Origin of the sequence: Variovorax sp. 22077 (assembly GCF_052044195.1) — a bacterium.
Lineage (GTDB): Bacteria > Pseudomonadota > Gammaproteobacteria > Burkholderiales > Burkholderiaceae_C > Variovorax > Variovorax atrisoli.
Window position 1 is genome coordinate 231,728 of the sequence record NZ_JBQEQC010000006.1, and the last position, 24,667, is coordinate 256,394.

At 69.0% G+C, this 24,667-nt stretch carries 25 protein-coding genes; 3 read left to right on the forward strand and 22 right to left on the reverse strand.

What is annotated here, in order from left to right:
* Positions 1–34: 34 nt before the first annotated feature.
* From ACTJLF_RS11125 to ACTJLF_RS11230, 22 genes are all read right to left on the reverse strand, one after another.
* Entirely contained in the window at positions 35–796 is a 762-nt protein-coding gene (locus ACTJLF_RS11125; protein WP_019654810.1) for a DotU family type IV/VI secretion system protein, read from the reverse strand.
* 7 nt (positions 797–803) lie between these two features.
* Positions 804–2,144 (reverse strand): type VI secretion system baseplate subunit TssK, encoded by a 1,341-nt coding sequence (gene tssK, locus ACTJLF_RS11130; RefSeq protein ID WP_019654811.1) that lies wholly within the window; start codon positions 2,142–2,144, stop codon positions 804–806.
* Between the two features lie 59 nt (positions 2,145–2,203).
* Positions 2,204–2,680 (reverse strand): hypothetical protein, encoded by a 477-nt coding sequence (locus ACTJLF_RS11135; RefSeq protein WP_440883071.1) that lies wholly within the window; start codon positions 2,678–2,680, stop codon positions 2,204–2,206.
* A complete protein-coding gene (locus ACTJLF_RS11140) occupies positions 2,677–4,143 on the reverse strand; it encodes a cation:dicarboxylate symporter family transporter (RefSeq protein WP_132755543.1) in 1,467 nt (488 codons plus the stop codon). The genes ACTJLF_RS11135 and ACTJLF_RS11140 overlap by 4 nt, the downstream gene beginning before the upstream one ends.
* Entirely contained in the window at positions 4,131–4,865 is a 735-nt protein-coding gene (locus tag ACTJLF_RS11145) for an aspartate/glutamate racemase family protein (protein ID WP_440883072.1), read from the reverse strand. Before ACTJLF_RS11145 ends, ACTJLF_RS11140 begins: the two co-directional genes overlap by 13 nt.
* Before the next feature lie 13 nt (positions 4,866–4,878).
* Positions 4,879–6,153, reverse strand: a complete 1,275-nt coding sequence (locus ACTJLF_RS11150) for a dicarboxylate/amino acid:cation symporter (protein ID WP_126185496.1) — start codon at positions 6,151–6,153, stop codon at positions 4,879–4,881.
* Positions 6,154–6,177: 24 nt separating this feature from the next.
* Entirely contained in the window at positions 6,178–7,221 is a 1,044-nt protein-coding gene (locus ACTJLF_RS11155) for an ABC transporter substrate-binding protein (protein ID WP_440883073.1), read from the reverse strand.
* Positions 7,222–7,238: 17 nt separating this feature from the next.
* On the reverse strand, positions 7,239–7,463 hold the full coding sequence (locus ACTJLF_RS11160; protein ID WP_026346389.1) for a hypothetical protein: 225 nt from the start codon (positions 7,461–7,463) through the stop codon (positions 7,239–7,241).
* Between the two features lie 39 nt (positions 7,464–7,502).
* Entirely contained in the window at positions 7,503–7,892 is a 390-nt protein-coding gene (locus ACTJLF_RS11165) for a DUF4280 domain-containing protein (RefSeq protein WP_019654818.1), read from the reverse strand.
* Between the two features lie 3 nt (positions 7,893–7,895).
* Entirely contained in the window at positions 7,896–8,624 is a 729-nt protein-coding gene (locus ACTJLF_RS11170; RefSeq protein ID WP_440883074.1) for a toxin-antitoxin system YwqK family antitoxin, read from the reverse strand.
* An 8-nt stretch (positions 8,625–8,632) separates the two neighbouring features.
* Complete coding sequence (locus ACTJLF_RS11175; protein ID WP_440883075.1) at positions 8,633–10,579, reverse strand: type VI secretion system Vgr family protein; 1,947 nt, start codon at positions 10,577–10,579, stop codon at positions 8,633–8,635.
* Between the two features lie 22 nt (positions 10,580–10,601).
* Positions 10,602–13,340, reverse strand: coding sequence for a type VI secretion system ATPase TssH (gene tssH / locus ACTJLF_RS11180; protein WP_440883076.1), 2,739 nt, complete (start codon positions 13,338–13,340; stop codon positions 10,602–10,604).
* A gap of 17 nt (positions 13,341–13,357) precedes the next feature.
* Positions 13,358–14,365 (reverse strand): type VI secretion system baseplate subunit TssG, encoded by a 1,008-nt coding sequence (gene tssG / locus ACTJLF_RS11185; RefSeq protein ID WP_440883077.1) that lies wholly within the window; start codon positions 14,363–14,365, stop codon positions 13,358–13,360.
* Positions 14,362–16,146, reverse strand: a complete 1,785-nt coding sequence (gene tssF, locus ACTJLF_RS11190; protein ID WP_440883129.1) for a type VI secretion system baseplate subunit TssF — start codon at positions 16,144–16,146, stop codon at positions 14,362–14,364. The genes tssG and tssF overlap by 4 nt, the downstream gene beginning before the upstream one ends.
* Before the next feature lie 10 nt (positions 16,147–16,156).
* Entirely contained in the window at positions 16,157–16,618 is a 462-nt protein-coding gene (gene tssE, locus ACTJLF_RS11195; RefSeq protein ID WP_440883078.1) for a type VI secretion system baseplate subunit TssE, read from the reverse strand.
* 32 nt (positions 16,619–16,650) lie between these two features.
* The gene (locus ACTJLF_RS11200) at positions 16,651–17,133 is read right to left on the reverse strand and encodes an Hcp family type VI secretion system effector (RefSeq protein ID WP_019654825.1); all 483 of its coding nucleotides are present in this window, start codon (positions 17,131–17,133) and stop codon (positions 16,651–16,653) included.
* 61 nt (positions 17,134–17,194) lie between these two features.
* On the reverse strand, positions 17,195–18,700 hold the full coding sequence (gene tssC, locus ACTJLF_RS11205) for a type VI secretion system contractile sheath large subunit (RefSeq protein ID WP_020723079.1): 1,506 nt from the start codon (positions 18,698–18,700) through the stop codon (positions 17,195–17,197).
* Between the two features lie 61 nt (positions 18,701–18,761).
* A complete protein-coding gene (tssB, locus tag ACTJLF_RS11210) occupies positions 18,762–19,343 on the reverse strand; it encodes a type VI secretion system contractile sheath small subunit (protein WP_019654827.1) in 582 nt (193 codons plus the stop codon).
* Between the two features lie 505 nt (positions 19,344–19,848).
* Entirely contained in the window at positions 19,849–20,088 is a 240-nt protein-coding gene (locus ACTJLF_RS11215) for a hypothetical protein (RefSeq protein ID WP_019654828.1), read from the reverse strand.
* A 206-nt stretch (positions 20,089–20,294) separates the two neighbouring features.
* Complete coding sequence (locus ACTJLF_RS11220; protein WP_440883079.1) at positions 20,295–21,437, reverse strand: phosphatidate phosphatase App1 family protein; 1,143 nt, start codon at positions 21,435–21,437, stop codon at positions 20,295–20,297.
* Positions 21,438–21,445: 8 nt separating this feature from the next.
* On the reverse strand, positions 21,446–21,970 hold the full coding sequence (locus ACTJLF_RS11225; RefSeq protein WP_126185570.1) for a dihydrofolate reductase: 525 nt from the start codon (positions 21,968–21,970) through the stop codon (positions 21,446–21,448).
* Positions 21,971–21,984: 14 nt separating this feature from the next.
* On the reverse strand, positions 21,985–22,827 hold the full coding sequence (locus tag ACTJLF_RS11230; RefSeq protein WP_440883080.1) for a thymidylate synthase: 843 nt from the start codon (positions 22,825–22,827) through the stop codon (positions 21,985–21,987).
* Between the two features lie 71 nt (positions 22,828–22,898).
* Between ACTJLF_RS11230 and nthA the strand changes: the two genes are divergently transcribed.
* The 3 genes from nthA to ACTJLF_RS11245 are packed head-to-tail and all read left to right on the forward strand — an operon-like array spanning position 22,899 to position 24,597.
* Entirely contained in the window at positions 22,899–23,570 is a 672-nt protein-coding gene (gene nthA, locus ACTJLF_RS11235; RefSeq protein WP_440883081.1) for a nitrile hydratase subunit alpha, read from the forward strand.
* Positions 23,567–24,232, forward strand: a complete 666-nt coding sequence (gene nthB / locus ACTJLF_RS11240; protein WP_354407332.1) for a nitrile hydratase subunit beta — start codon at positions 23,567–23,569, stop codon at positions 24,230–24,232. The genes nthA and nthB overlap by 4 nt, the downstream gene beginning before the upstream one ends.
* Entirely contained in the window at positions 24,229–24,597 is a 369-nt protein-coding gene (locus ACTJLF_RS11245; protein ID WP_354407334.1) for a nitrile hydratase accessory protein, read from the forward strand. Before nthB ends, ACTJLF_RS11245 begins: the two co-directional genes overlap by 4 nt.
* Positions 24,598–24,667: the final 70 nt, after the last annotated feature.

Sequence of the window (24,667 nt, forward strand, 5' to 3'; positions counted from 1 at the left end):
GCCCCCCGGTGAATTCTGTGAAGACGCGTGTCGTTCATCGCAGGTGGGCCCCCGATGCATCGACCGCGCCCGGCTGCAGCACCTGCCGCACCGGCCACGACTGCCACAGCCACAGCAGCTCCGACACCGCCAGCAGCGTGGCGACGCCCAGCAGGAACAGCACCGTCCAGCGGCTCAGCGTGGGCAGCTTGCGCGGAGCGATGTGCGAGAGCGTGCTCGCGTAGGCGCGCTCCGAGACCACGCGGTCGCGGCCCGAGAAATCGGCCGGCCGCTGGTAGACGAACTGGAAGAGCTCCTCGCGGTAGCCCAGCAGGCGCGCTTCCTCGCCCGCGCCGCGGTACTTGCCCTGGAAGCCCAGCGCCAGCGCGAAGAGGTACAGCCTTGCGATGTCGCGCTTGGAGGGCTCGCGCCCCGACAGCAGCTCCTCGATGCGGCTGAACACCAGGTCGCCCGCGATGTTGGTGCGAAAGAGCGACGACTCCAGCAGGTGGGCCGTCCAGCGCTCGCGGCCGATCCACGGCGTGTGCAGCAGGATCTCGTCGGCCAGCGCGGCCTTGAGGTAGCGCGCGTCGGCCACGTTCTCCAGCTCGAAGCGAGAGCTCTCGCGGCGCGATTCGAGCGACTGCAGCTCCAGCAGGTTCTCCAGGTGGCGCGCCAGCGTCTGCGCGACGGTGTCGATGTCGCTCTCGCGCGATTCGGCGGTGCGGTCGCGTGCCTTCACGATCTCGTCGTAGAAGGCGCGGAACTGCCGCGTGATGTGGTCGTCGACCGCGAGGTCGGGGAGGTTGCGTGCCATGGTCAGGTCAATCCTTGATGAACAGCACGATTTCCTGCGGAGGCTGCACGGTGGCGCCTTCGTTGGCGTTGGCAATCACCAGCAGCTCGGCGGGCACGGTCAGCCCCGGGCTGGTCTGGATCGCGTAGAGCAGGTAGCCCGAGCCCGGGCGCAGGCCCAGCTCGTCGGCCGACTCGATGCAGCGGCGCACCGCGCCCAGCACGCGGCGTTCGCGCAGCGAGGGGTAGGCCGACTGCGAGCCGACGATGGCGCTGTCCATCCAGGCCATCAGGTCCTTGTCGGACTGCCCGCGCAGGCCCACCACGATGCGTGCGCCCGACACCCACTGCGGCTGCAGCGTGGTTTCGAAGGCGCCCTGGCGGAAGTCGAACTTGTGCTCGCGGTACTCCTGGCTCACTTCCGACACCGCGTCGCGCAGCGCCAGCAGCAGCGGCTGGAACACGCGCGACGGGTCGGCGTGGTCGTAGTCCATCGGCACCGGCGGCACACCGCCAGGACGCAGCAGGCTCAGCGAGGCCAGCAGCGCGCACAGCGACCAGTACATCGGCAGCGGATGCAGGTGCGGCGTGCGCATCACCGCCTCCGCGTGCGGCAGGCCCGACAGCAGGCTGCGCAGCCGGTCCTTCAGCTCCAGGTGGGCGAGGCGGTCGTCGATGCGCGAGGAGGGCACCGCCGTCTGCTTCGCCACGAAGGCCGCCTTGCCGCGCAGCTGGCCGAGCAGGGCGGACGCGGCCGTCCACAGCGGGTTGTCGCGCGCCACTTCGAGCAGCGGCGGCTGCGCCTCGCCCAGCTTCACCACCTCGTTGTCTTTGAAGACCTGGCCCAGGCGCAGGTGGACGTGCGTGCCGGGCGGCACCGCGCCGGCGCTGAGCGCGAGGCGCGGCAGCATGCGCGGTATGTTCGCGGGCTCGGCGTCCGACACTGCGTCTTCCACCGGCGCGCCGGCCACCGAGCGGAAGCGCACGGTCGCGGCGCGATGCCGGTTGGGCGCGGTGACGGGCAGCGTGAGGTAGATGTCCAGCGGCTCGTTGGCCAGCCGCTCGGCATAGGGCGCGAGCGAGAGTTCGAGCGCGCCGTGCGCGGCCTCGGCGGCCGAGAACTGCACCGCGGTGCCGTCGGGCAGGATGGCTTCGAGCGCCAGCACGCGCAGCAGGCCGGCCGGCAGCAGGCCCTGGTCGAACACCAGGCGGCGCACGCCCCACGCGAAGGGCGCTGCGGCCAGTGTCTGCCAGGCCACGAGGGTGTCCATGCGCGCGGAGAACTGCTGGAAGTGCTGCGGCGACAGCAGCATGCCTTCATGCCACTCGACGCGGTCGGTGATGGGGGCGGCGCGGTGCAGGTCAGACATGGCGTGCTCCCGCGCGGCTGATTTGAAGTTGTTGGTTCACTTGAAGGAATCCGTGTTGTTCAGCGAGACGCGGCCGACACGTCGAAGCTCTGGGCATCGAAGCGGGCCACGATCGAGCCCTTGAGGTCTTCCACCCGGATGCGGTTCGCACCGGGCGTGGTGTAGTTCGCGAAGACGAGCACCGCCGCCACCCGCGGCGAGCCGATGGCGCTGGCGGGCACGCGGATCGTCTGTCCCGGCACCAGTTCCCATGAGAGGTACGACAGGCTCTGGGGAAAGGTCTTCTGCAGGTCGGCGCGCGCGCCGAACCACTTGGCGGCCGTGAGCTCGGTGACGCGCGCGAGCATCGCGTCGTCGAGCACCATTACCACGTCGACCGCCACCGGGCTGTTCTGGTTGGCGCCGGGTGCGGCGGAGAGCGTGAGCTCGTTCCAGCTCACCCGTGTGCCCTTGGGAAAGAGGCTGCCGCATGCGGCCAGCTGCACGATGAGCAGCAGCGCCGCCATCCACTTGAGAAGGTTCTTCGTCCGGTTCATCGCGAAATTCCTGTGTTCGCCGCGGCGGGGGATGCGTGCGTGACCGCCGACTGCGCCTGCCGCACGCCCACGGCAATGCCCATCAGCAGGATCAGCACCGAGGCCAGCACGCTGCAGCCCGCGAGCAGCGCGACGTGCCCGCGCGCGAACACGAAGCGCAGCGGCTGCGCGGGCTTGATCTCGGCGGCCGGCGCAGCCACGCGCTCCGAAGGCAGCCCGGCCGACACCACGGAGATCAGCGCGCAGGTGGCCAGCAGCGTCAGCAGGTTGCGCGGGCCCTCGCAGATCAGGTCGATGGCCAGGAACAGCGCCAGCGCCGCCTCGATGGGCAGTTGCAGCATCGACAGCACGATGCCCGCGTAGCCCACGTTGGTCATGCTGTTGTTGCCGGCCGAGGCGAAGGCCGCGATGGTCGCGCCGATGCCGATAGTGGCGATGTCGGCCGCGCCGAGCGTGCGGTCGTAGAGGTTGGCGACGAACAGCGCCGCCAGCACGTAGTAGAGCGCGGAGCCCGCGCGCAGGAACACCGAGGCCGTGGGCACCACGAGTTCGACGATGCCGCGGCTGAAGCCCAGCCGCGCGCTCATCGCCTCGATGGTGTGCGGGATGCTCGCCGTGGTGCTCGAGGACATCAGGCTCACCAGCATCGGCGTCTTCAGGTGCTGCAGCACCTCGGCCAGCGGCTGGTTGCCGCGCCGGTGGATCACCGCGATGGCCGCGGTGCCCAGCAGCGCCACCAGCACCACGAAGTGCAGCAGGAAGCCGCTCATGGCGCGGATCGTCACCGCGTCGGTCTGCGACAGCACGTGCGCCGACATGCCGAAGGCCACCACCGGCAGCAGGATGTTGGCGCGCGCGATGATGAGTTCGAGCGTGCGGTAGATGCCCTCGAACATGTGGTTGAGGGCCGCGTGCTGCGTGCGCGCGAGCGCCGCGAAGGCCAGCCCGAAGAGCAGCGCGCAAGAGAGGATGCCCAGCGAGCGCCCCTCCGCGAGCACGCGGAAGAAGTTGTCGGGCACCACGCTGGCGCGCGGGCGCTCGATCGACGTGGCCTGCGTGCTGTGGTCGTACAGGCGCATCTCGATGTCGCCGCCGTCGCCCGCCTTCTGCACCAGTTCGCCGAGGTGTTCGCGCGCTTCGGCGTCCAGCTGGGCGCCCGGCGCGTTGACCCAGCCCAGCGCGAGACCGGTCGCGGCGCAGCTCACCACCAGCAGCAGTGCAAGGCCAGCGATCATCGCGATGCGCCGCCCCGGAAAGGGCAGTCCCATGGTCTGGCGCAGGCCGAAGAAGGTCGCCACCACCAGCAGCGGAATGGCCGCCATGCTGACGATCGCCAGGTAGACCTGCGCCGCCGTGTACGCCACCTCGCCCAGCGCGGGCACGTACACGCCCGCGACGGCGCCTGCCGCCATGCACACCAGCAGGGCGAGCAGGCTGTGGGACATGCGCGTCAGGAAACCCATGCCGGCTTGTTCCATCCCTTGTCGAGCGCGAAGGCGACTGTGGCGCGGGCCAGCTCCAGCGAGCTGTCGACCAGCGTGAGCGGCGTGAGCTCGGCGGCGCGTGCGGCCTGTGCAGCGATAGGCAGCTCGGTGCAGCCCATGATCACCGCGGTGGCGCCCGTCGCGGCCAGCGCTTCCAGCGCATGCGCGAACGCGGCCGCGCCTGCTCGCGCGTCGCCACCCTTCACGGCGCGGATGCAGGCGTCGACATGGTCCTGGCCGGTGGCCGCGTCGGGCACGAGGAAGTCGATGCGGCGCTCGCGCAGCGCCTGCTGGTAGAAGCCCGAGGCCAATGCGCCGCGGGTGGCGAGCACTGCCACGCGCACCGGGCGGTCTTCGGACTGCGTCGCGATCGCAGCCACGCACGACTGCGCGATGTGGATCACCGGCGCGCGGCTGTGGGCCGCGATCTGCGCGTACCAGTGGTGCGACGAGTTGCAGGGGATCGCGATCACGCCCACATGGGCGTCGTTGAGCACGTCGATGCCCGCGAGCAGTGCGTCGAGCGGGTCGGGGCCCGTGCCCAGGATGGCGCTGGAACGGTCGGGCACGTGGGGCAGGTTCGCCACGATCACCGGCAGGTGCTCCTGGTCGCGCGTGGCGGGCGTGAGCTGGATGATCTTCTCCATGAAGTCCACCGTCGCCGATGGACCCATGCCGCCTAGAACGCCGATGCGTGACATGAAGGCGCCTTCCTCAGATCTTCAGGGGCCGCGGGCACACCACCGCCACCGCGGCGGTGTTGCCGATGACCAGCACCAGCGTGCGCAGCATGTCGCACACCGGGTCCACCGCCAGGAACAGGATGAAGGCCGCCTCGAAGGGCAGGCCCAGGTAGGCGCAGGTCATGCCGATCAGCGACACCGTCACCAGCCCCGTCATGCCGGCCGACGCGAAGCCCGCGAGCACGGAAGAGGTGAGCACGATGCCGATCTCCACCGGTGAGAGCGAGCGGCCGTAGATCTGCGCGATGAAGAGCGTGGCGCACACGTAGTACACGACCGGCCCGATGCGCAGCAGCGACACCGTCAGCGGCACCAGCAGCTCCACGCGCGAGCGCGCGAAGCCCAGCCGCGTGACCAGGCTCTCGATCATGATTGGCATGCAGGTGGCGCTGCTGCGCGTGGCCAGCGCCAGTGCGAAGGGGCCGCGCAGCGCGTTGAGCGTCTGTCCCAGCGTGCCGTTGGAGCGCTTCCAGATGATGACCGCCGCCACCGCCAGCAGCAGCGCCGACACGACGAGGAAGGCGATCACGAAGGCTCCCATCGCGCGCAGTGGCTCGATGCCGGTCTTGCCCAGCTGGGCCGCGCTCATGCAGAACAGCACCACCGGCAGCGGGAAGCTCAGCCAGCGCATCAGCGTCTGGCAGGCGTGGTAGACGGTCTCCAGCGCCTGCGTGAGCCCGTCGGAGATGCGCGTGGGCACGTGCCCCACCGCCAGGCCGAAGAGCAGCGCGAACACCAGCGTCTTCAACGTGTCGCCGTTGGCCAGCGCCGAGAAGATGTTGGCAGGCACCAGGCTCACCAGCATGTCGGCGAAGCTGGCGGTCTTCTTGACCTCGTCCACGCCGCGCAGGTTCATGGTCGTGTCGCTGGCGCTGAGGTCGCCGCCCACGATCTGCCCGAAGGTATGCATGGTGCTGCTCGGCAGGTTCTCGCCGGGACGCAGGATCAGCAGCGTGGCCGCACCCGCGATGGCCACGAAGGCCGAGAACGCGAGGAACACGAGCGCCACCCGTCCCAGCAGGCTGGCCGTGCCGCCGTCGCGGAACAGGCGCTGCAGGCTGAAGATCACGGCCGAGACCATAAAGGGCAGCGTGATCATCTTCAGCAGGTCGACGTAGATGTCGCCCACGAAGGCCAGCGGCGTGGCCAGCGGCGGTGCGAGCATGCCGAAGGCGACGCCTGCGCCCAGGCTGATGATCACGACCCAGGGGTTGAGGACGAATGCGTAGATCTTGGAGGTGTTCATGATGATTCGGGCGTGCTGTGCCGCTCAGCGGTCGAGTGCCTGCAGCACCTTCTGGATGTCCAGCTTCTCGGCGCGCTGCGCGAGGAACTGGTTGACGAAGGCCAGCAGCGTGGTGTCGGTCACGGCCACGCCGATGCCCAGCGTGTCCTCCAGGTCCTTCAGCGTCACGGTGCGCAGCACCAGCGAGACGGTCGGGTCGGCCTTGAGCACGCGCTTGACCTCGAACTCGTCGCGGTAGGCGCTCACGATCTCGCCCTTGTGCACGGCCACCAGCACGTCGTTCCAGGTGGGGTACTCCTGCACCTTGGCGTGCGGGAAGTTGGTGCGCGCGTAGTCGGCGAACGACGACTTGGCGATCACGCCGATGCTGCCGTCGAAGTTGCGGATGACCTCGGGCAGCGGCCGCCCGCGCGCGAGCTGCGCGAACTTCACGCGGTTGAGGATCAGCGAGTGGTTCAGCGTGAGGTAAGCGTCGCTGAAGGCGATGGTCTGCGAGCGCGCCAGCGTGCGCGAGAGCTTGCTGATCGCCAGGTCGGCCTGGCCGCTGGCCAGCAGGTCGACCACCGCGTTGAAGGTGCCGGCCTCGCGGTTGAAGCGCAGCTTCACGCCCAGCTCCTTGGCCAGCGACTGGGCCAGGCCCACCTCCAGGCCGGTCCACTGGCCGCCGTCGTCGAAGAAGAAGAAAGGCGGCGTGTCGACCTTGAGCATGGCCACCACCAGCTCGCCGCGGTTCACGATGCGGGCGATGTCCGGCGCGAGCAGGCGGCCGTCTGCCACGCGCACCAGGCCGTTCACGAGCGCGGGGGGCGGCGTGGGGGCGGCGGGTTCGACTGCGAAGGCTGCTGCTGCCGGGGCAGGCGTTGCCGCTGGCGCTGCGGCCGCTGCAGTCGCGACGGTCGCGACGGCAGCCCCGGCAGGTGCCGAGAGCGTGCCCTGCACCACCGGCCGTTCGCCCGCGGCGAGCGCGCTGGCGCCGGCGCAAAGGCCGGCGAGTGCCAGCAGGGTGGAAAGGGCGAGGCGGCGCAGCGCGTTGTGCATGCCCGTGAGGTGTGGTGCGTTGTTCGACATGCTTGGGGTCGGTTGGGTCATTGGGCTGGAGCCGCGGGAGCCGGGGCCGGCGCGGCGGAGGGGGATTGCGGCAGCGCCTGCTGCTGCGCCGGGGCAGCAGCGGCGGGCATCGGCACCGGCGCGGGCGCCAGCAGCTTGCCGATCTCGATGCCCATCAGGAACAGCAGGACGCACAGCAGCACCAGGCAGGCCGCCGTGATGGCGACCATGCGGGAACTCATCGTGAAGACGTATTGGGACATGGGTGTTCGGGCGTGCCGTTCTTGGGTTCGTCGTTCGTGTCAGGGGACCATGGAGGTGAACTGGCCCGGCGCGACCACCTGGATCACGCCGCCCCAGTTGCAGGCCAGCTTCGAGCTGTCCTGCAGCGCGGGCATGTCGCCCACCAGCACCGTGGGCGAGCCCGGCGCCCAGGGCGCGGCCGTCACCGGGATGCAGGGCATGGGCGTGAACGCGCCGAGCGCGGCGGCGGTGGCCGCGGCCACCATCGGGTTCGACATGCTGTTGCAGGTGCCGAAGGGCAGGATGTTGACGATCGGCTTGTTGTCCATGATGTTGGCGCCCGGCGCGCCGCCGGCGAGCACGCCGCTCGCGGGCAGCACCACGAGGCTGGACGGCGCGGCGCCGAAACTGCACTGCAGCGTGGCTCCCATGCAGACGTGCATGCCCATGGCTCAGGCCCCCCTCACGAATTTTTCGAGGCTCTTCATGAAGCCCTGCGGCGCGGCGGCTTCCACGACTTCGCGGCCCGCCTGGTCGAAGCGGCGCGCGATGCCGTGCGGCTTGCCCTGTCGGTAGGCGACTTCTTCCATCAGCTGCCCGTTGGGCCAGTAGCGGCGCAGCGGACCGTGCAGCACGTTGGCCGTGTAGGTGGACGACTGCGCCACGCCGCCGCCGGGCGCGTAGTCGATGACCTCGCCATCGAGCAGGCCGGCGCGGTAGCGCTCGCGCCGCAGCATGCGGCCTTCGTGGAAGTAGCTGGCCTCGCCTTCGAGCCTACCGGCCGCATAGGGCAGGCGCGCGGTGACGTCGCCCGATTCGGCATACGACACCGCCTCGCCGTGCAGCACGCCGCGCACGTGCTGCTGCGTCTGCATCAGCTTGCCCGTGGGGTAGTAGGTGCGCGTGATGCCTTCGGCCAGGCCGCCCAGGCGCTGCGTTTCCTGCAGCATCTGGCCGCGTTCGTCGAAGAGACGCATCGGCCCGTGCGGCAGGCCGGCCTGGTAGGAGGCCTCGAATGCCGGCTTGCCCGGTGCCGAGAAGACCTGCATCGGCCCGTGCGGCAGGTCGCTCACGAAGGAGGCGCGCGCCATCGTCCGGCCGGCGTCGTCCAGCGTCTCGCGCACGACGGCTGCCGGCAGCGCGGCGATGTCCTTGGCGGGGAGGGAGGAAGGGATTGCCATGGCGCCGCTCAATTGATCTTCACCAGCCCGCCCTTGAGCGTGACCATGCCGCCGCCTTCGACCGAATTCATGCCCGAGGCCTTGCTGCTGATGGAAGGCGCCTCGTTCGAGAGCGTGGCGCCGCCCTTGGCCGACAGCGCCACGCCGGCCTCGGCCTTGAAGTTGAGGCCGGCGTTGGCGCCCAGGTCGGTGCCGGCCTTCAGGTCCAGCGTCTGCGCCGACTTGATCAGCAGCGTGCCCGACACGTCGATCACCAGGTTGCCCGTCACCTTGAGCTCGTAGTTGCCCGTGACCGTCTGCGTGAAGTCGGCCTTGTTGTCGTGCGTCTCGTTGCCGGTGACGTCGAGCGCGCGCGTTCCCTTCACCGAGTGGGTCTCGTTGCCGGTGTCCACCTTGATGGTGCGATTGCCCTTGGTGACGGTGTGCAGCTCGTTGCCGGCCGTCACGGTGGTGGTGAGGTCGTTCTCGATCTCCGCGCGCATGTCCTTCTGCGCATGCATGTAGAGCTCCTCTGAGCCCTTCTTGTCCTCGAAGCGCAGTTCGTTGCCGGCCTCGCCGGCCTTGGTCGAGCGCGAGCGGATGGTGCTCTGCGACGACGACCCCGGCAGCGCGACCGGCGTGGCGTGCGTGCCGTTGTAGACGCTGCCCGAGACCAGAGGACGGTCCGGGTCGCCGTCGACATAGCTCACGACCACCTCCTGCCCGATGCGCGGCAGGAAGAGCGCTCCCCAGCCTTCGCCGGCCCACATCTGCGAGACGCGGATCCAGCAGGAGCTCTTCTCGTCCTTCTTGCCCAGGCGGTCCCACGGGAACTGCACCTTGATGCGTCCGTGCTGGTCGGTCCAGATCTCCTCGCCGGCAGGGCCCACCACGCGCGCCGTGTGGCTGCCTGCCACCACCGGCCGGGGCGTGATGCGAGGCGGACGGAAGGGCATGGCCGGCGGCAGGGTTTCGAAGCTGTTGCCGTAGTGCTCCAGGTCGGCGTGGTGCCGCACGCTGTGCACCATGTGCTGCGCGTTGAGGTCCGCGCGCGGATGCTCCTCCAGCGTGAAGGTGGTGCCCGGCGTGAGGTAGTGGCAGTGGCTGTCGCCGCGGCCCGACTGGCTGCGGCTGCGGTATTCGTCCAGGCGGATGCGTGCGCGCGGCTCGCCCGCCGAGATCGCCACGCGCGAGGGGTATTCGTAGTCGGTGCCGCGCCCGGCCTCGGCCTCCTGCTTCTTCAGCAGGCTGGTGTCGGGCGTGAGGAAGTCGTAGTCGTCGACCTCCTGGGCCTTGGTCACCAGCCGCGCGTCCGACTCGAAGCGCGTGACGGCGTGGGCGTGCGCGAAGCCTTCCTCGGTGCTGCGCACCACCAGCTTCGCGGCGTGGGGGCAGGGCTGGCATGCCGAGTTGTTGTCGGCCAGCACCAGCGTGTGCTCGCCGTCGGCGAAGGTGAAGAAGTAGAAGATGCCTTCCTCTTCCATCAGCCGCGAGACGAAGTCGAAGGCCGTCTCGTCGTAGCGCACGCAGTACTCGCGCGCGGCGTAGCTGCCGGTGAGCTGGAGCTGGAAGTCCACGCCGAAGTCGCCGAGCACCTTCTGGACGATGTCGGGCGTGCTCATGTTCTGGTAGATCACGCGGTCGCGCCCCAGCGTGAGCAGCCACATGCGCGGCACCAGCTCGAGCGTGTAGGTCGCGAAGTCGCGGTTGCTGCCGAGGTAGGTGAAGCGCGAGACGATGCCGTTGAAGAAGCGGCTTTCCTTCTCGGGCCGCTGCAGCGCTACAGTGGCCGAGGTGCCGATCAGGTCGGCTGCCTTCAGCGTGCCGTCGTGCGAGCGCATGGTGAGCGAGCAGGCGAAGAGCTGCGACAGCCCCTCGGTGGCCTGGAAGGTGTCGAGCAGCAGCTCGTTCGGCCCGAGCGCGGTCTTCACCGTCAGGAAGGCGGCGTGCTGTGTGAAGCCTTCGCGCATGTTCATCGCTTGCTCATCCGATCCGGGCTCAGCTCAGCGTCGACGGCTCGAAGCCGAAGGCGAAGGCGCCATCGACGCCCACGCTCATGTGCACCCCGGTGAAGGCGGCCGCCATCGAGATGCGCTCCAGCACCTGGCGCGACAGCTCGGGCAGCACCGCGTGCGCCAGGATGTGGTCGATGTTGCGCGCGCCGCTGTCCACCTCGGTGCAGCGCGCGGTGATGGCGTCCCCCACCTGCGCGTCCCAGGTGAACCCGGCGTGGTGGTTCAGCGCGAAGCGCCGTGCCAGCTTGCCCAGCTTGAGGTTGACGATGGACCGGATCTGCCCGTCGCCCAGGTGGTGGTAGGGAACCAGCGCCAGCCGTCCCAGGAAGGCGGGGCTGAACTGCTTGAGCAGCTCGGGGCGCAGGCGCTCCACGAGCTCGTCGGGGTCGGGCCTGCGCCCGCCCTGCGAGGCCTGCGTGATCACGTCCTGCGCGGCGTTGGAGGTCAGCAGGATCAGCGTGTTCTTGAAGTCGATCAGCACGCCTTCGCCGTCTTCCATGGTGCCCTTGTCGAACACCTGGAAGAAGAGTTCCAGCACGTCGGGGTGCGCCTTCTCCATCTCGTCGAGCAGCACCACGCTGTAGGGGCGGCGCCGCACCGCCTCGGTGAGCACGCCGCCGCGCCCGTAGCCCACGTAGCCGGGCGGAGCGCCCTTGAGGCTGGAGACGGTGTGCGCCTCCTGGAACTCCGACATGTTCACCGTGATGACGTTGCGCTCGCCGCCGTACAGCAGGTCGGCCAGCGCGAAGGCCGTCTCGGTCTTGCCCACGCCGCTCGGGCCCACCAGCATGAACACGCCCACGGGCTTGCCGGGGTCGTCGAGGTCGGCGTGGAAGGTGCGGATGCGTCGCGAGATGGCGTCGAGCGCGTCGTCCTGGCCGACTACGCGCTCGGCGAGCTTCTCCTTCAGGTTGAGCACCGTGTGCAGCTCGTCGGTCATCATCTTGCCGACGGGGATGCCGGTCCAGCCGGAGATGACCTCGGCCACCATGGCGCCGTCGACGCACACCGGCACCATGGGCTCGTCGTTCTGCAGCGCCTCCAGGCCCTTCTCCAGACGGCGCAGCGCAGCGGTGAGCAGCGCGGGGTCGTTCTCCTCGTCGGCCGGCGGCGCGTCGCTGCGCAGGCCCTCGGCGATGCGGCGGCGCAGCGCGACGATCTCCATCACCGCGTGCTTCTCCTCGTCGACCTTGTCCGAGAGGCGCCTGTGCTTCTGGCGCAGCGCATCGAGCCGCGCCGAGAGCGCCGAGATGGCCTCCTGGCGGTCGCTGCCCGTGGCCGCTTCGTGGCGCAGCACGCGCAGTTCGCTCTCGCCCGTGGCGATGTCGCGCGCCGTCGATTCGAGTTCGGCCGGCAGCCCGTTCTGCCCGATGGCCACGCGCGCGCAGGCGGTGTCGAGCACGCTGATGGCCTTGTCGGGCAGCTGGCGGCCGGTGATGTAGCGGTGCGAGAGCTTGACGGCCTCGCGCACCGCGTCATCGACGATCTCTACGCCGTGGTGCTTCTCCAGTGTCTCGACCATGCCTCGCAGCATGTCGATGGCGACCTCTTCGCTGGGCTCCTCCACCTTCACGACCTGGAAGCGCCGCGCGAGCGCCGGGTCGCGCTCCACGTATTTCTTGTACTCGGCCCAGGTGGTGGCGGCGATGGTGCGCAGCTCGCCGCGCGCGAGCGCCGGCTTGAGCAGGTTGGCCGCATCGCCCTGGCCCTCGGCGCCGCCCGCGCCGATGAGCTGGTGCGCCTCGTCGATGAAGAGGATCACCGGCGTGGGCGAGGCCTTGACCTCGGCGATCACCGACTTGAGCCGGTTCTCGAACTCGCCCTTCACGCCGGCGCCGGCCTGCAGCAGCGCGAGGTCGAGCGAGCGCACCGACACCTGGCGCAGCGCGGGTGGCACGTCGCCCTGCACCACGCGCTGCGCGAAGCCTTCGACCACCGCCGTCTTGCCCACGCCGGCTTCGCCGGTGAGGATGGGGTTGTTCTGGCGGCGGCGCAGCAGCACGTCGATGATCTGGCGGATCTCGCCGTCGCGTCCGCGGATGGGGTCGATGGCACCGTCGCGCGCGAGCTGCGTCATGTCGACCGTGTACTGGTCGAGCGAGGGCGTGGCCGAGCTGCTGCGGCGCGCGGTGGGCATCTGCATCGCGCCGGCTTCGGGAGCGGGCTGCGGTGCGGCGGGCTGGTTCGCGGCAGGCGCGGAGGAGGCCGATGCGATCGGCGCGGCGGCCAGTGCCGCACCCGCCGCGTCTTCGGGCGACGACTGCAGCAGGCTCGCGAGTTCGTCGCGCAGCGAGCCGCGCGGGATCTGCAGCAGCGCGGGCGCGGCATCGACCAGCCGGCCGCGCAGGCGATCGACCTCGAGCAGCGCCAGCATCAGCGTGCCCGAGCGCACATGCTGCTGGCCCAGCAACATCGAGCTCATGAGCCAGGCTTCCTGGAAGAGCGGCGCGAAGTCGGGCGCGAGGCTGGGCGTGCGGCCGTTGCCGCGCTTGAAGGTGTCGAGCGACTTCTGCAGCTGTGCCTGCACCGTGTCGGGCCGGATGCCGAAGCGGCCGAACACCAGGCGCAGGTCGGGCGCCTCGTTGTCCACCAGCTTCATCAGCAGGTGTTCGATGTCGACGTTGTAGTGCGTCTGCTGCACGCACAGCTCGGCGGCCTGTTCCATGGCGCGCTTGCATTCCGGGTTGAGCCGGCCGAGCAGGGTGCGGATGTCGATGTCCATAGGAGAGCGTGTTCGGATCAGCCGTGCGGCGCGTCGCCGCCGTCGCTGGTCAGGGTGTGTTGAACGGGCGGCAGTGCGCCGCGGAAGGCCGGCCCGGCAACCCACGAGGTCCAGCCCAGGCGCATCGGGTTGGATGCGCCGAGCACGCTGCTGCGCGATTCGGAAGGTGCCAGCCGCAGCTCCATCTCGACCTTCAGGTCCTGCGGGATGAAGCGGCGCACCAGCCACCTGGCGAGCGCATGGTCGGCGCCCTTGGGAAGCAGGTCGCGCAGCCGTTGCTGGCTCAGGTTGCCGAAGACGAGGCGGATGCCCGCGCCCTGGTCCCACACGCGCTTGCCGAGCACCGCGCCGCCGCCCAGCGGCGTGCGCATGTCCAGCCGCGCCGAGGCGTCGGGTTCGAGTGCCAGCCATCGGCCGCGGAACTGCGTGCCGTCCACCTGCACGCCGAGGCGGTCGCGCAGCAGCGCGAGCAGGGCCGTCATGCCGCGCGGCGAGCCGCCGAGCAGGCCGGCATGCCGCAGCCACTGGGCCGATCCGTCGGGCGCGCGCACGCCGGCGCGCAGCCCGAGCGCGCTGGCCGCGTCGAGCGTGGTGGCCAGCGTCGAGCGCGCGGGCGACTGCGGATTCAGCGCGATGTGGTGCTTGCGCCGGCTCCGGTAGAGGAAGGCCAGGAAGCGGTGGTTGAAGATGTCGAGGAAGTCCTGCGTGGCGTAGTCGCGCTGCTGACGGCGCTCCAGCAGCATCTCGGTGAAGGGCATCGGCAGCGGACCGCCGCTGCCCGCGAGCGAGAGCGCGGGCGTGGTGAGCGTCCAGGGCTCGCCCGTGGCGGCCTCGGTGCCGACATCGCGCACGTCGCTGGCCTCGAAGGCGAGCGAGACGAAGGCGTGCAGCCGCACGGCCTCACGCTCGCGTGGGCCCTGCGATCGGCCCACGGGCACCGCCTGGGGCGCGGCGCGCTCCAGCAGGCTGATGGCCTGGAACAGGTTGAAGTCCTGCGGGCGGGCGGCGAGTTCTTCGATGATCACAGCACCACCTGCCGGCCCGTCATCGGGGCCCACTGCTTGCGGATCTCCTCGCCGCTGCGCACTGCGAGGCGCACGAAGGAGTTGACCGAGGTGTACATCGCGAAGAAGCGCGCGAGCACCGCCGACATCATCAGCGGCGAGCCGCCGACGAAGGCGTCGTCCTCGAATTCGAGCGTGACCTGCGTGCCGCGGCAATACCCGCGCCACGCCTCGGTGCCCACGTGCGCGGTGACGCCGCGCGCCGAGAGCCCGGCGATGCCGCGGATCTGCGCGTGGTCGCGCCGGCTGTCGGAGGCGAACAGCAGCAGCATCTCGCGCAGCTGTTCGCGGCCGGTGGAGCCGTCCACCAGCGACTGGTGGTTGAGCGTGAGCAGCGACACCAGCCGCCACAGCGTCTCGCTGCCCAGCGGCGGATCGCGCTGCGCGGTGGGCTCGTAGAGGCAGCGCACGTGCGTGGGCTGCGGCGGGCCCTCGGCCAGCAGGCGCGCGCCCACGGGCACCTGCTCGGCCAGCCGCCGGTTGGTGCACAGCAGGTGCGCGTAGACCACGGGCTGCGCGGGCCGGGTGTGGGCCTTGCCCTGGTCGACGAAGGACAGGAAGACGTCAGTGCCCGGAATGTTCTGGCGCAGGCAGGGCTCGCGGCGCGCGGACCAGAAGACCGCGCCCTCCTTCACGCCCGGCGCGCCGTCGACGTGGCCCAGCGCGGCGAAGCCGGGCACGTTCACCGGCTTGTCGGCGTCCGGGTCGGATGCGACCACGGAGACGATGGAATGCACTTCTGTGGTCGCGTCGCGCTGGCGGTCGGGCACCAGCATGTATTCGTAGTGGCGCTGGTCCATCGCCAGCGGCTCGCTCACGCGCGGGAACAGGTTGACGATGGGCGTGCAGCCGAGCTGGAAGTTGTCGGCGTCGATGTAGCGCAGCGCACGCGTCGAGCGGTCGAGCTGGAACGCGATCTCGCAGCGGCGCCCGCTGCCCAGGCGTGAGCGCAGGTGGTGCAGGTCGAAGAAATGGAACTTGCGCGGGAACGCGAAGTACTCCTGCAGCAGGCCGTAGGCGGGCTGTGCGTTGGCGGGCTGGGGCAGCACTTCCTCGCCCTCGGCGAAACCGACCTCGCGCCAGGCGTCGGCCGGCAGCGTCTGCGCTATGCCGCCTTCGGGGATGACGGCCACCGACTTCACGCCGGACACCAGCGCGTCGTACAGCGGCATGGTGGTCATCCAGTCGCCCTGCAGGTGGATGCGCAGGCTGTCGACCTCCAGCTCGGAGAAGTCGGTCTGGTCATCGCATTCGAGCGCGAGCCGCAGCACCGCGTCGCTGTCGATGGCGGCATGCGTGATCCGCAGCGGCCACAGCACGGTGTCCCAGGCGGCGCGGAAGCGGCAGTCCTGGGACGAAGCCCCCGGCGCGTGCGGCGATGTGCGCGCATGCAGCATGGTGTGGCGCGGCACGCGGAATCCTGCCGTGACCTTGCCCTGCGCCGGATCGAGCTCGAACTGCGCCACCGACATCGAGGGAAGCGGCTGCACGAGCGAAGGGCAGAGGTTGTCGAGCAGGGCGTAGGCGACGTCGGGAAACTCCTGGTCGAGGTCGCGGTGCACGCGCGCCGACAGGAAGGCCACCGACTCGATCAGCCGCTCTGTGTGGGGGTCGAGCGACTCGCCGCCGTGCAGCGAGAGGCGCGATGCGATCTTGGGATAGCGCTGGGCGAAGTCCGCCCCCTGTCCTCGCAGGTAGGACAGTTCGCGCTTGTAGTACTGCAGCAGGTCGCTGTGCTGGATGTCGGACACGTCAGGCGACTTTCATCAGGCTGTCCGGCGCGCCCAGCAGCATCTCGAAGTCCACGCGGCGCAGCGCGAGGCCGGCGCGCGCCTGCGCGCCGATGCGCACCAGCGCCACCTCGTGCCGGTTGGGCGCGGGGCTGACCTGCACGCTCACCTCCGACAGCCGCGGCTCGTAGCGCGCGACGGCCGTGCGCAGCAGCGCGGCCAACCTCTGCAGGTCGGCCGCGTTCTGTGCGCTGAACACGGAAAAATCGGGAATGCCGTACTCCAGGACGGTGCCGCTGCCTTGCGCGTAGTCCTCCGCCGAAAGCGGCGAGCGCGTGTTGAAGAGCCGGCGCAGCTCGCGGCCGATGGAGTCCTGCACGGATTCCATCGTCTCGAGATGCGCGGCACCCCGCACGTGCTCGGACTGCGCGGACGCCAACCGGTCGAACAGGGGGGCGACGCCCCCTTTGACGAGTTCGGACACGGTGGTCGGCGCCGGAGGTCAGCGGCGCTCGATCAGGCCACCGCGACGTTCTTGGAGATGTCCCAGCCGAACGGTGCGACGCCTTCCTGGCCGCCTTCTTCCTTCTGCTTCGTGTAGTCGACCTTGATGGCCGCGTAGTTCAGGGAGATGCTTTCGGAAGGCAGGTCGCCGCCGCTGGACACCGAGAAGCCGCTGAGGATCACGTCGGTCAGCGTCACTACCATCAGGGGCAGCAGGCCGCTCTTGTCCTCGCGCGGGAAGGTGATGACGGTGTCGCCCGCGAACACCTCGCCGCCGGCGAGCTTCTGCAGCAGCTGGGGCGTGGCCGAGTCGCTGGTGCGCGTCACGGTGATCTCCGAGAAGCTGGGCTTGCCCGCGGTGCGTTCCTGGTTGGAGGTGCCCGAGGTCACGGCAAGGCCGGCGCCGAACTGGAAGCTCTGCACTTCCATCTCGTCCTTGTGGCCTTCGATCTGGGTCTGGCCGGTCACGCCCGGCATCTTGAGGTAGATAGGCATTTTCGAAAGTTCTTTCTGTCGGTCGGTTCGTTGTCGACGTTGATTGACGGGATGTGAGCGATCAGGCCGCTGCCGCTGCCGGCAGGTCGGCCACCAGGCGGATCGAGGCCGAGAGCTCTTCCAGCTGGAAGTGCGGCTTCAGGAAGGCGATGGCGCGGTACGAACCCGGCTTGCCCGGCACTTCGGTCACGTCGACGCGGGCCTGGCTCAGCGGGTACTTGGCCTTCATGGCCTGCGGCGCCGAGGGGCTGACCAGCACGTAGTTCGCGACCCAGTTGTTCAGGTGCTTCTGCATGTCGGCCTGCGTCTGGAAGCTGCCGATCTTGTCGCGCACGATCACCTTCAGGTAGTGGGCGAAGCGCGATGCGGCCAGGATGTAGGGCAGGCGAGCCGAGACGGCCGCGTTGGCGTTGGCCGCATCCTTGTCGTAGACCTTGGGCTTGTTCACGGTCTGCCCGCCGAAGAAGGTGGCGGTGTTCGAGCCCTTGGAGTTGACGATGGCGATGAAACCCAGGTCGCTCAGCTCCTTCTCGCGGCGGTCGGTGATGGTCACTTCCGTAGGCGGCTTCAGCGCGATGTCGCCTTCGTCCGTCTTGTAGGCGTGGGCCACCAGGCCGTCGACCTTGCCGCCGCCTTCCACGCCGCGGATGGCCGTGGTCCAGCCGTACAGCGAGTGGGCCTGCGTGATGCGAAGGCCCAGCTGGTAGGCCGCGTTGGCCCACAGGTACTTGCCGTGGTCGGTGCCGTCGACGTCTTCCTCGTAGTTGAAGTTCTCCACGGGAATGGTCTTGGCGCCGTAGGGCAGGCGGGCGGCATAGCTGGGCAGTACCAGCGACACGTAGCGCGAATCTTCCGAGTCGCGGAAGCTGCGCCACGCGGTGAGCTCGGCGCTCTCGAAGGTCTTCGACAGGTCGCGCGGAATGCCCAGCTCGGTGAACGACTTGAAGTCGAACAGGGCCGGCGCGGCCGCGGCGATGAACGGCGCGTGCGCGGCGGCGGCCACGCGGGAGATGCGCTCCAGCAGGGCGATGTCCTGCGGGTGGCGGCCGAAGTAGTAGTCGCCGATCAGCAGCGAGTAGGGGTGGCCGCCGTAGGTGCCGTATTCCTCTTCGTAGATCTTCTTGAAGAGCACGCTGGTGTCGTGGTCGACGGCGCCTTCCAGGTCCTTCAGCAGGTCCTTCTTGCTCACGTTGAGCAGGCGCAGCTTGAGGTTGCTGCCGGTCTCGGTGCCGAACACCATGTCGTGCAGGCCGCGCCACGAGGCTTCGAGGGCCTGGAACTCGGGGGCGTGCAGGATCGCGTTGAGCTGGTCGGTCAGCAGGCGGTCGATCTCGGCGACACGCTCGTTGATCAGCGTGACCACGCCCTTGTCGGGGCTGGTCTTCATGCCTTCGTCGAGGATCTGCGAAGCCAGCTGGCCGATCAGCTTCTTCGCGTAGGCGCCCTGCGAGGGCTCCGTCGTCATGTTGCCTTCGTAGACGATCTTGTCGAGCAGGCTCATGTCACTGGTCGTGACGGTGGTTGCTGCTGCGCTGCCGGCTTCGGCGGCTTTGGATTTGTTGGCCATCTCTATCACCATTCATGAAGTGCCGGGCTGCGCAGCGAGGGGCGGCGGCCGGCGTGGTTGATCACGCTGCCGGTGCTTCGGCTTCGGGGGAGGTCTGTGCGGCAGCTTCCGGGGAAGCGGCGGCGGGGGCCTGTGCCGGTGCGGCGTCGGCTTCCGCCTTGGCCTGGCTCTGGACCGTCTTGAGGTCTTCGCTGTTCTTCACCACGCGCTCGAGCAGGCCGTCGAGTTCGTCGTTGCCGTCGAGCTTGGCGAGCAGGTCGCGCAGCTGCTGGCGCGCCTCGAGCAGCTTGGCCAGGCGCGGCACCTGGCTCACGATGGCTTCGGGATGGAAGTCGCCGAACTCCTTGAAGTTCAGTTCGATCTTCAGGTTGCCATCGCCCTTCATGGTGTCGGGCACCGACAGGTCGAGGCGCGGGGCGATGTTGCCGAGCACGCCGTCGAAGTTGTCGCGGTCGATCTCGACGAAGCGGCGCTCCTTGAGCTTGGGCAGCGGCTGTTCGGGCTGGCCCGACAGGTCGGCCAGCAGGCCCACCACGAGCGGCAGTTCCTTCTTTTCGACGGCGTCGCCGATCTCGACGTCATAGGTGATCTGGACGCGCGGAGGACGATTGCGTCCCACCCATTTTTGCAAGCTGTTCGACATTGTTCGCTCTCGGAAAAGGTTGAAGTGACAAGAACACAGGTCGTGTGTTTCGACGCAGCTCCGCCCCGGTGAAGGCGGTCCGCGGCCCGTTGCCGTTGCAGTCCCGGCATGCTTTGAGACGCACGAAAGATACAAATGGAGATATCTAGCAACAATCCCCAGAATTGGGTAGGTACCCCATCAATCGAGAAAAACCGGAGAAAAGGCAAGCCATGTCTCCGTAGAAACTCATGTAATTGAGCGTTTTTTCACGTAATTGACACGCAAATGAGGCGCGTGATAGCGAGAAGAGGTGCGAAGACGCGTGCTCGGTCGCTCAGGCAGGGCGTGAGAGATGCGCGCAGGGCTACCCAACGCGAGCCCTGGCTCGTGCAAAAGCGGGCGACTTGTAACAGCGAATGAGAAGGTGCTGCACACGCTGCAGCGGGTGTGCAGGGGGCCTTCAGGAGGCGTGCAAGAGGCTCGCGCGAGGCCTCTGCAGAGAGGAAAGAAGCTGAAGCGCCTCTTACAGTTCGATGAAGGCCGAGGTGGCTTTGTTGAGTGCCAGCATGCCCTTGGCCGTGATCGATTCGACCTGCGCGAGCTGGCGGATCGCGCGCGCATCGGACGCGTGGTCGGCCGGCGGAATGAATGCAGTCACCAGATCTGCGGCGCGCAGCACGCGCAGCCTGTCGATGTCGGCCGGCGTGTGAACGACGTATGGCAATTTCTGCTCGGCGATGGTCCGAAGAAATTCCATGGACATGAGCCGTCTCCTTGTGGTTGAGGGCGTTCCGGACATTGTGCGCACAAACAATTAGCGTTGTCTAAACCCTGCGCTGCGCGTGCCTTTGCCCGCGTGTACCGAAGTGCTCCTTTCGCGCAGCAAGACAGAAGAAGGTGCCAGTCTGCGCGGGCCCACCTGCCTGCGGGCTGACTCGCCGCAGGCCTTTGCCGACGAATGCTCGATGGCTAGTTGAGGGCCTGCACGGGCCACGCGGCGGTGTCGGGCATCACGATGTGCCAGCGCACCGGGTCGATGCCTTCGAAGGTCGCGCGATAGCGATCGGAGGTGCGGCCTTCGCCCGTCACGTCGCGGATCACGATGCTTTCGATGCGCTGCGGATGGGAGCGAAACGTTTGCGCGTAGATCTCTGGATCGGCCTCGCCCGAGTCGCCCACCAGCACGAAGCGCCGCTGCGGAAATTCGGCGAGCAGCCGCCCGATCACGCCGAGCTTGTGCGTGCGCGAATCCTCGTCGCCGGGAATGAGCGTGCGCCACGTCGTGCTCTCGCGCAGGTGCATGCTGCCTTGCGGAAAGTCGGCATTGCGGATGAAGTCCGACAGCGCCGGATAGAGCTGGATCGGGCTCGCCGAGAGATAGTGGAAGCGCGTGCCCGGCACCTTCGCCAGCGCGCGGTACCAGCCGGCCATGCGAGGCGCCGACTCGAAGCGCCGCGCGAAGGTGTTGAGCAGCATCTCGCGCCGGTCGCGCACCTGCGTGCGCTTGATGGTGTCGTCGATGTCCGAGATGACGGAGATGCCCTGCTCGGGCACCACGAGCGCCTGTCCCCTGAAGCGGTGCAGCAGCTCGCCCGGACCGGTCACGCCATGGAACTGCACCCAGTCCTGAGGCGAATGCGATGTCGCAAGCAGCGGTGCGCGCGGCATGTCGATCACGACGCGCAGGTTGCAGCGGCCGTCCTTGCCCGATGGCGGCATCGTCACGCGCGTGGATGTGCCGTCGAAGTCGACGTCGATCACCTTGCCTTCTTCCGACTCCGCATGGAAGAGCGCGGTGCGCTGGTTGAAGCGCAGGCGAGCGGCGGGCGAGAGCTTCTTCAGGCTCAGGCCCAGGTAGCGCGCGAAGGCCGCATTGAGGTCCCAGCGGTTCTCGCGCTCGAAGATCCATGCGTGGATGTCGACCTCGAGCCGGCCATCGGCGGCGGGGCGCGCCGTGCCGGTCATGAAGAGTGCTTCCTCGTCGGGCTCCAGCGGCTCGGCCGCATGCACGAGCCGCATCGGCACGAGGCCCGCGAGCAAGGCCGCGCCGGCGATCAGCGAGCGGCGCCGCAGGCCGCTCGGTGGGAGCCGGTGCGCTGCGCCTTCGCCCATCGCCTCGCTTACCTGCCGGGGGCGGGCGCGACGCGCTCGTAGGTGACGAAGCTGAAGCCCAGGCCTTCCTTGGCCGAGACATGCGCTTCGCGCTGCGTCTCGCGCCAGCAGGCGGCGTCGAGTTCGGGCGCGTAGGCATCGCCCTCGTAGTCGCGCGCCACCTCGGTCACCACCGCGCGCTGCGCGAGCGGCTCGGCCTCGGCGTAGATCTGCGCGCCGCCGATGACCCATGCGGTCTCGACGCCCGGCTGTTCGCAAAGCGCCAGCGCCTCCTGCAGGCTCGCCGCGCGCTGCGCACCTTCGGCCTGCCAGTCGGCCTGCCGCGTGACCACGATGTTGCGCCGGCCCGGCAGCGGGCGGAAGCGCGGCGGCAGCGAGTCCCAGGTCTTGCGGCCCATGATCACGGGCGCGCCGGCTGTCTGCTGCTTGAAGTGCGCCATGTCCTCCGGGATGTGCCAGGGGATGGTGTTGTCCACGCCGATCACGCCGTTGGCGGCGCGGGCGAAGATGAGGTTGATGCGCGGCTTGCTCATCGGACTCGCACCGCTCATACCGCCACGGGCGCCTTGATCGCGTCGTGGTGCCGGTAGTCGCGCACCTCGAAGTCTTCGTACTGGTAATCGAAGATCGAGGCCGGCTTGCGCTTGATGTGCAGCGTGGGGTAGGGGTAGGGCGTGCGGCTTAGCTGCAGCGCCACCTGCTCGGCGTGGTTGCTGTAGATGTGGCAGTCGCCGCCGGTCCAGATGAAGTCGCCCACGTCGAGGTCGCACTGCTGCGCGATCATGTGCGTGAGCAGCGCATAGCTCGCGATGTTGAAGGGCACGCCCAGGAAGATGTCGGCGCTGCGCTGGTAGAGCTGGCAGCTGAGCTTGCCGCGCTCGCCCTCGGCCTGCGGCGGCGCCACGTAGAACTGGAAGAAGGCGTGGCAGGGCATGAGCGCCATCTTCGACAGTTCAGCCACGTTCCATGCGCTCACGATGATGCGGCGCGAATCGGGGTTGGTCTTCAGCGTCTTGATGACTTCGGCGATCTGGTCGATGTGGCCGCCCTCGGGCGTCGGCCAGCTCCGCCACTGCACGCCGTACACGGGGCCGAGGTCGCCGTCCTCGCGCGCCCATTCGTCCCAGATGGTGACGCCGCGCTCCTTGAGCCAGTTGTTGTTGCTCGAGCCGGTGAGGAACCACAGCAGTTCCTGGATGATGGACTTCAGGTGAACCTTCTTGGTGGTCACCAGAGGGAAGCCTTCGTTCAGGTCGAAGCGCATCTGGTGGCCGAACACGCTCTTGGTGCCGGTGCCCGTGCGGTCGCTCTTGAAGACGCCATGGGTATCGACGTGGCGCATGAAATCTTCGTACTGGGAGCGGACGGGGCGGGCGGGCGTGGAGGTCATGGGGGAGGGCTTCCGGAGGGGAACTGGCGGGAGGCTTCGAATTTTAAGTGCCCGGGCGTAGCATCGCCCGGATGAGCTCCGACCACCCCCACGACGACAGCGGCCACGGCGACGATCACGCCCACGACCATGGCCACGAACACAGCGAACTCGGCGAGATGGACCTGCGCGTGCGCGCCCTCGAGAGCGTGCTCGCGCAGAAAGGCTACATCGACCCGGCCGCGCTCGATGTGCTGATCGACACCTACCAGACCCGGGTCGGCCCGCGCAACGGCGCGCGGGTGGTGGCCAGGGCCTGGGTCGACCCGGCCTTCCGGCAGTGGCTGCTGGCCGATGCCACCGCGGCGATCGCCTCGCTCGGCTACACCGGCCGCCAGGGGGAGCATATGGTGGCGGTGGAGAACACCGACGACACGCACCACATGGTGGTGTGCACCCTGTGCAGCTGCTACCCCTGGCCCGTGCTGGGCCTGCCGCCCACCTGGTACAAGAGCGCGCCTTACCGCTCGCGCGCGGTGAAGGACCCGCGGGGCGTGCTCGCCGACTTCGGCACCGTGCTGCCCGAGGCCACGCGCATCCGCGTGTGGGATTCGACCGCCGAGGTGCGCTATCTCGTCATCCCGCAGCGGCCGGCCGGCACCGAGGACCTGAGTGAAGAGCAGCTGGCCGACCTGGTCTCGCGCGATTCGATGATCGGCACGCGGCTGGCCGGTGCTCCGGTGGAACAGGAGCACACCGCATGAGCTACGAGACCAAGGCCGACCTCGGCGGCCTGCCGGGCTTCGGCAAGGTGGTACCCGAGGCGGAAGGCGAACTCTTCCACGCGGCCTGGGAGCCGCGTGCCCTGGCGCTCGTGCTGGCCATGGGCGCGACCGGCTCGTGGAACATCGACGCGAGCCGCTCCGTGCGCGAGACGCTGCCCGACTACCGCGAACTCAGCTACTACCAGATCTGGCTTCGCGCGCTGGAGCAGCTGATGCAGCAGCGCGGCCAGCTCTTTGCCGACGAGATCGCCAGCGGCGAGATGCGCCATGCGGCCGCACCCGTGGCCCGCGTGCTGCGTGCCGCCGACGTGCAGCCGGCGCTTGCCAAGGGCTCGCCCACCGAGCGTCCCGCGCCCGCTGCGGCTCGCTTCGCGGTGGGCCAGGAGGTGCGCATGCATGCGGGCAAGGTCGACCATCACACGCGGCTGCCCGCCTATGTTCAGGGCAGGCGCGGCACCATCGTCCGGGTGCACGGCGCGCATGTGTTCGCCGACACCAACGCGCAAGGGCTCGGCGAACAGCCGCAGTGGCTCTACACGGTGGAGTTCGACGAAGCCGAGCTGTGGGGCGGCGACGCGCCGCGCCAGAACCTCGCGGTCTCGGTCGACGCGTGGGAAAGCTACCTGGAGGCGGCGGCATGAGCAGCGAGCGCATGCCCCTGTCGCCCGGCATGCCGCGCGATGCGGACGGGCCCGTGTTCAACGCGCCCTGGGAGGCGCAGGCTTTCGCGATGACGCTGGCCCTGCACGAGCGCGGCCTCTTCACCTGGCCCGAATGGGCCGAGGCGCTGGCCGTACAGATCGCCCAGGCACAGGCGGCGGGCGACCCCGATACCGGCCAGACCTACTACTTGCACTGGCTGGCCGCGCTCGAGAAGCTCGTGGCCGGCAAGGGCGCCAGCTCCGAAGGCGAACTGGCGCGCTACCGCCATGCCTGGGCGCACGCGGCGGACCGAACCCCGCACGGGCAGCCGATCGAGTTGCGCGCGGAAGACTTCCCCGGCTGAACTGTCTGTAGAGTCAGCACGGCGCGGCGGCGCTGCCGCGCCTTCCAGGAACTTCCTTCAACAGAACGGA

Bases quoted from the DNA above. Each gene is read 5' to 3' on its own strand.
- ACTJLF_RS11125 (WP_019654810.1), bottom strand. From the start codon at position 796: ATGGCACGCAACCTCCCCGACCTCGCGGTCGACGACCACATCACGCGG.
- tssK (WP_019654811.1), bottom strand. From the start codon at position 2,144: ATGTCTGACCTGCACCGCGCCGCCCCCATCACCGACCGCGTCGAGTGG.
- ACTJLF_RS11135 (WP_440883071.1), bottom strand. From the start codon at position 2,680: ATGAACCGGACGAAGAACCTTCTCAAGTGGATGGCGGCGCTGCTGCTC.
- ACTJLF_RS11140 (WP_132755543.1), bottom strand. From the start codon at position 4,143: ATGGGTTTCCTGACGCGCATGTCCCACAGCCTGCTCGCCCTGCTGGTG.
- ACTJLF_RS11145 (WP_440883072.1), bottom strand. From the start codon at position 4,865: ATGTCACGCATCGGCGTTCTAGGCGGCATGGGTCCATCGGCGACGGTG.
- ACTJLF_RS11150 (WP_126185496.1), bottom strand. From the start codon at position 6,153: ATGAACACCTCCAAGATCTACGCATTCGTCCTCAACCCCTGGGTCGTG.
- ACTJLF_RS11155 (WP_440883073.1), bottom strand. From the start codon at position 7,221: ATGTCGAACAACGCACCACACCTCACGGGCATGCACAACGCGCTGCGC.
- ACTJLF_RS11160 (WP_026346389.1), bottom strand. From the start codon at position 7,463: ATGTCCCAATACGTCTTCACGATGAGTTCCCGCATGGTCGCCATCACG.
- ACTJLF_RS11165 (WP_019654818.1), bottom strand. From the start codon at position 7,892: ATGGGCATGCACGTCTGCATGGGAGCCACGCTGCAGTGCAGTTTCGGC.
- ACTJLF_RS11170 (WP_440883074.1), bottom strand. From the start codon at position 8,624: ATGGCAATCCCTTCCTCCCTCCCCGCCAAGGACATCGCCGCGCTGCCG.
- ACTJLF_RS11175 (WP_440883075.1), bottom strand. From the start codon at position 10,579: ATGAACATGCGCGAAGGCTTCACACAGCACGCCGCCTTCCTGACGGTG.
- tssH (WP_440883076.1), bottom strand. From the start codon at position 13,340: ATGGACATCGACATCCGCACCCTGCTCGGCCGGCTCAACCCGGAATGC.
- ACTJLF_RS11200 (WP_019654825.1), bottom strand. From the start codon at position 17,133: ATGCCTATCTACCTCAAGATGCCGGGCGTGACCGGCCAGACCCAGATC.
- tssC (WP_020723079.1), bottom strand. From the start codon at position 18,700: ATGGCCAACAAATCCAAAGCCGCCGAAGCCGGCAGCGCAGCAGCAACC.
- tssB (WP_019654827.1), bottom strand. From the start codon at position 19,343: ATGTCGAACAGCTTGCAAAAATGGGTGGGACGCAATCGTCCTCCGCGC.
- ACTJLF_RS11215 (WP_019654828.1), bottom strand. From the start codon at position 20,088: ATGTCCATGGAATTTCTTCGGACCATCGCCGAGCAGAAATTGCCATAC.
- ACTJLF_RS11220 (WP_440883079.1), bottom strand. From the start codon at position 21,437: ATGGGCGAAGGCGCAGCGCACCGGCTCCCACCGAGCGGCCTGCGGCGC.
- ACTJLF_RS11225 (WP_126185570.1), bottom strand. From the start codon at position 21,970: ATGAGCAAGCCGCGCATCAACCTCATCTTCGCCCGCGCCGCCAACGGC.
- ACTJLF_RS11230 (WP_440883080.1), bottom strand. From the start codon at position 22,827: ATGACCTCCACGCCCGCCCGCCCCGTCCGCTCCCAGTACGAAGATTTC.
- nthA (WP_440883081.1), top strand. From the start codon at position 22,899: ATGAGCTCCGACCACCCCCACGACGACAGCGGCCACGGCGACGATCAC.
- nthB (WP_354407332.1), top strand. From the start codon at position 23,567: ATGAGCTACGAGACCAAGGCCGACCTCGGCGGCCTGCCGGGCTTCGGC.
- ACTJLF_RS11245 (WP_354407334.1), top strand. From the start codon at position 24,229: ATGAGCAGCGAGCGCATGCCCCTGTCGCCCGGCATGCCGCGCGATGCG.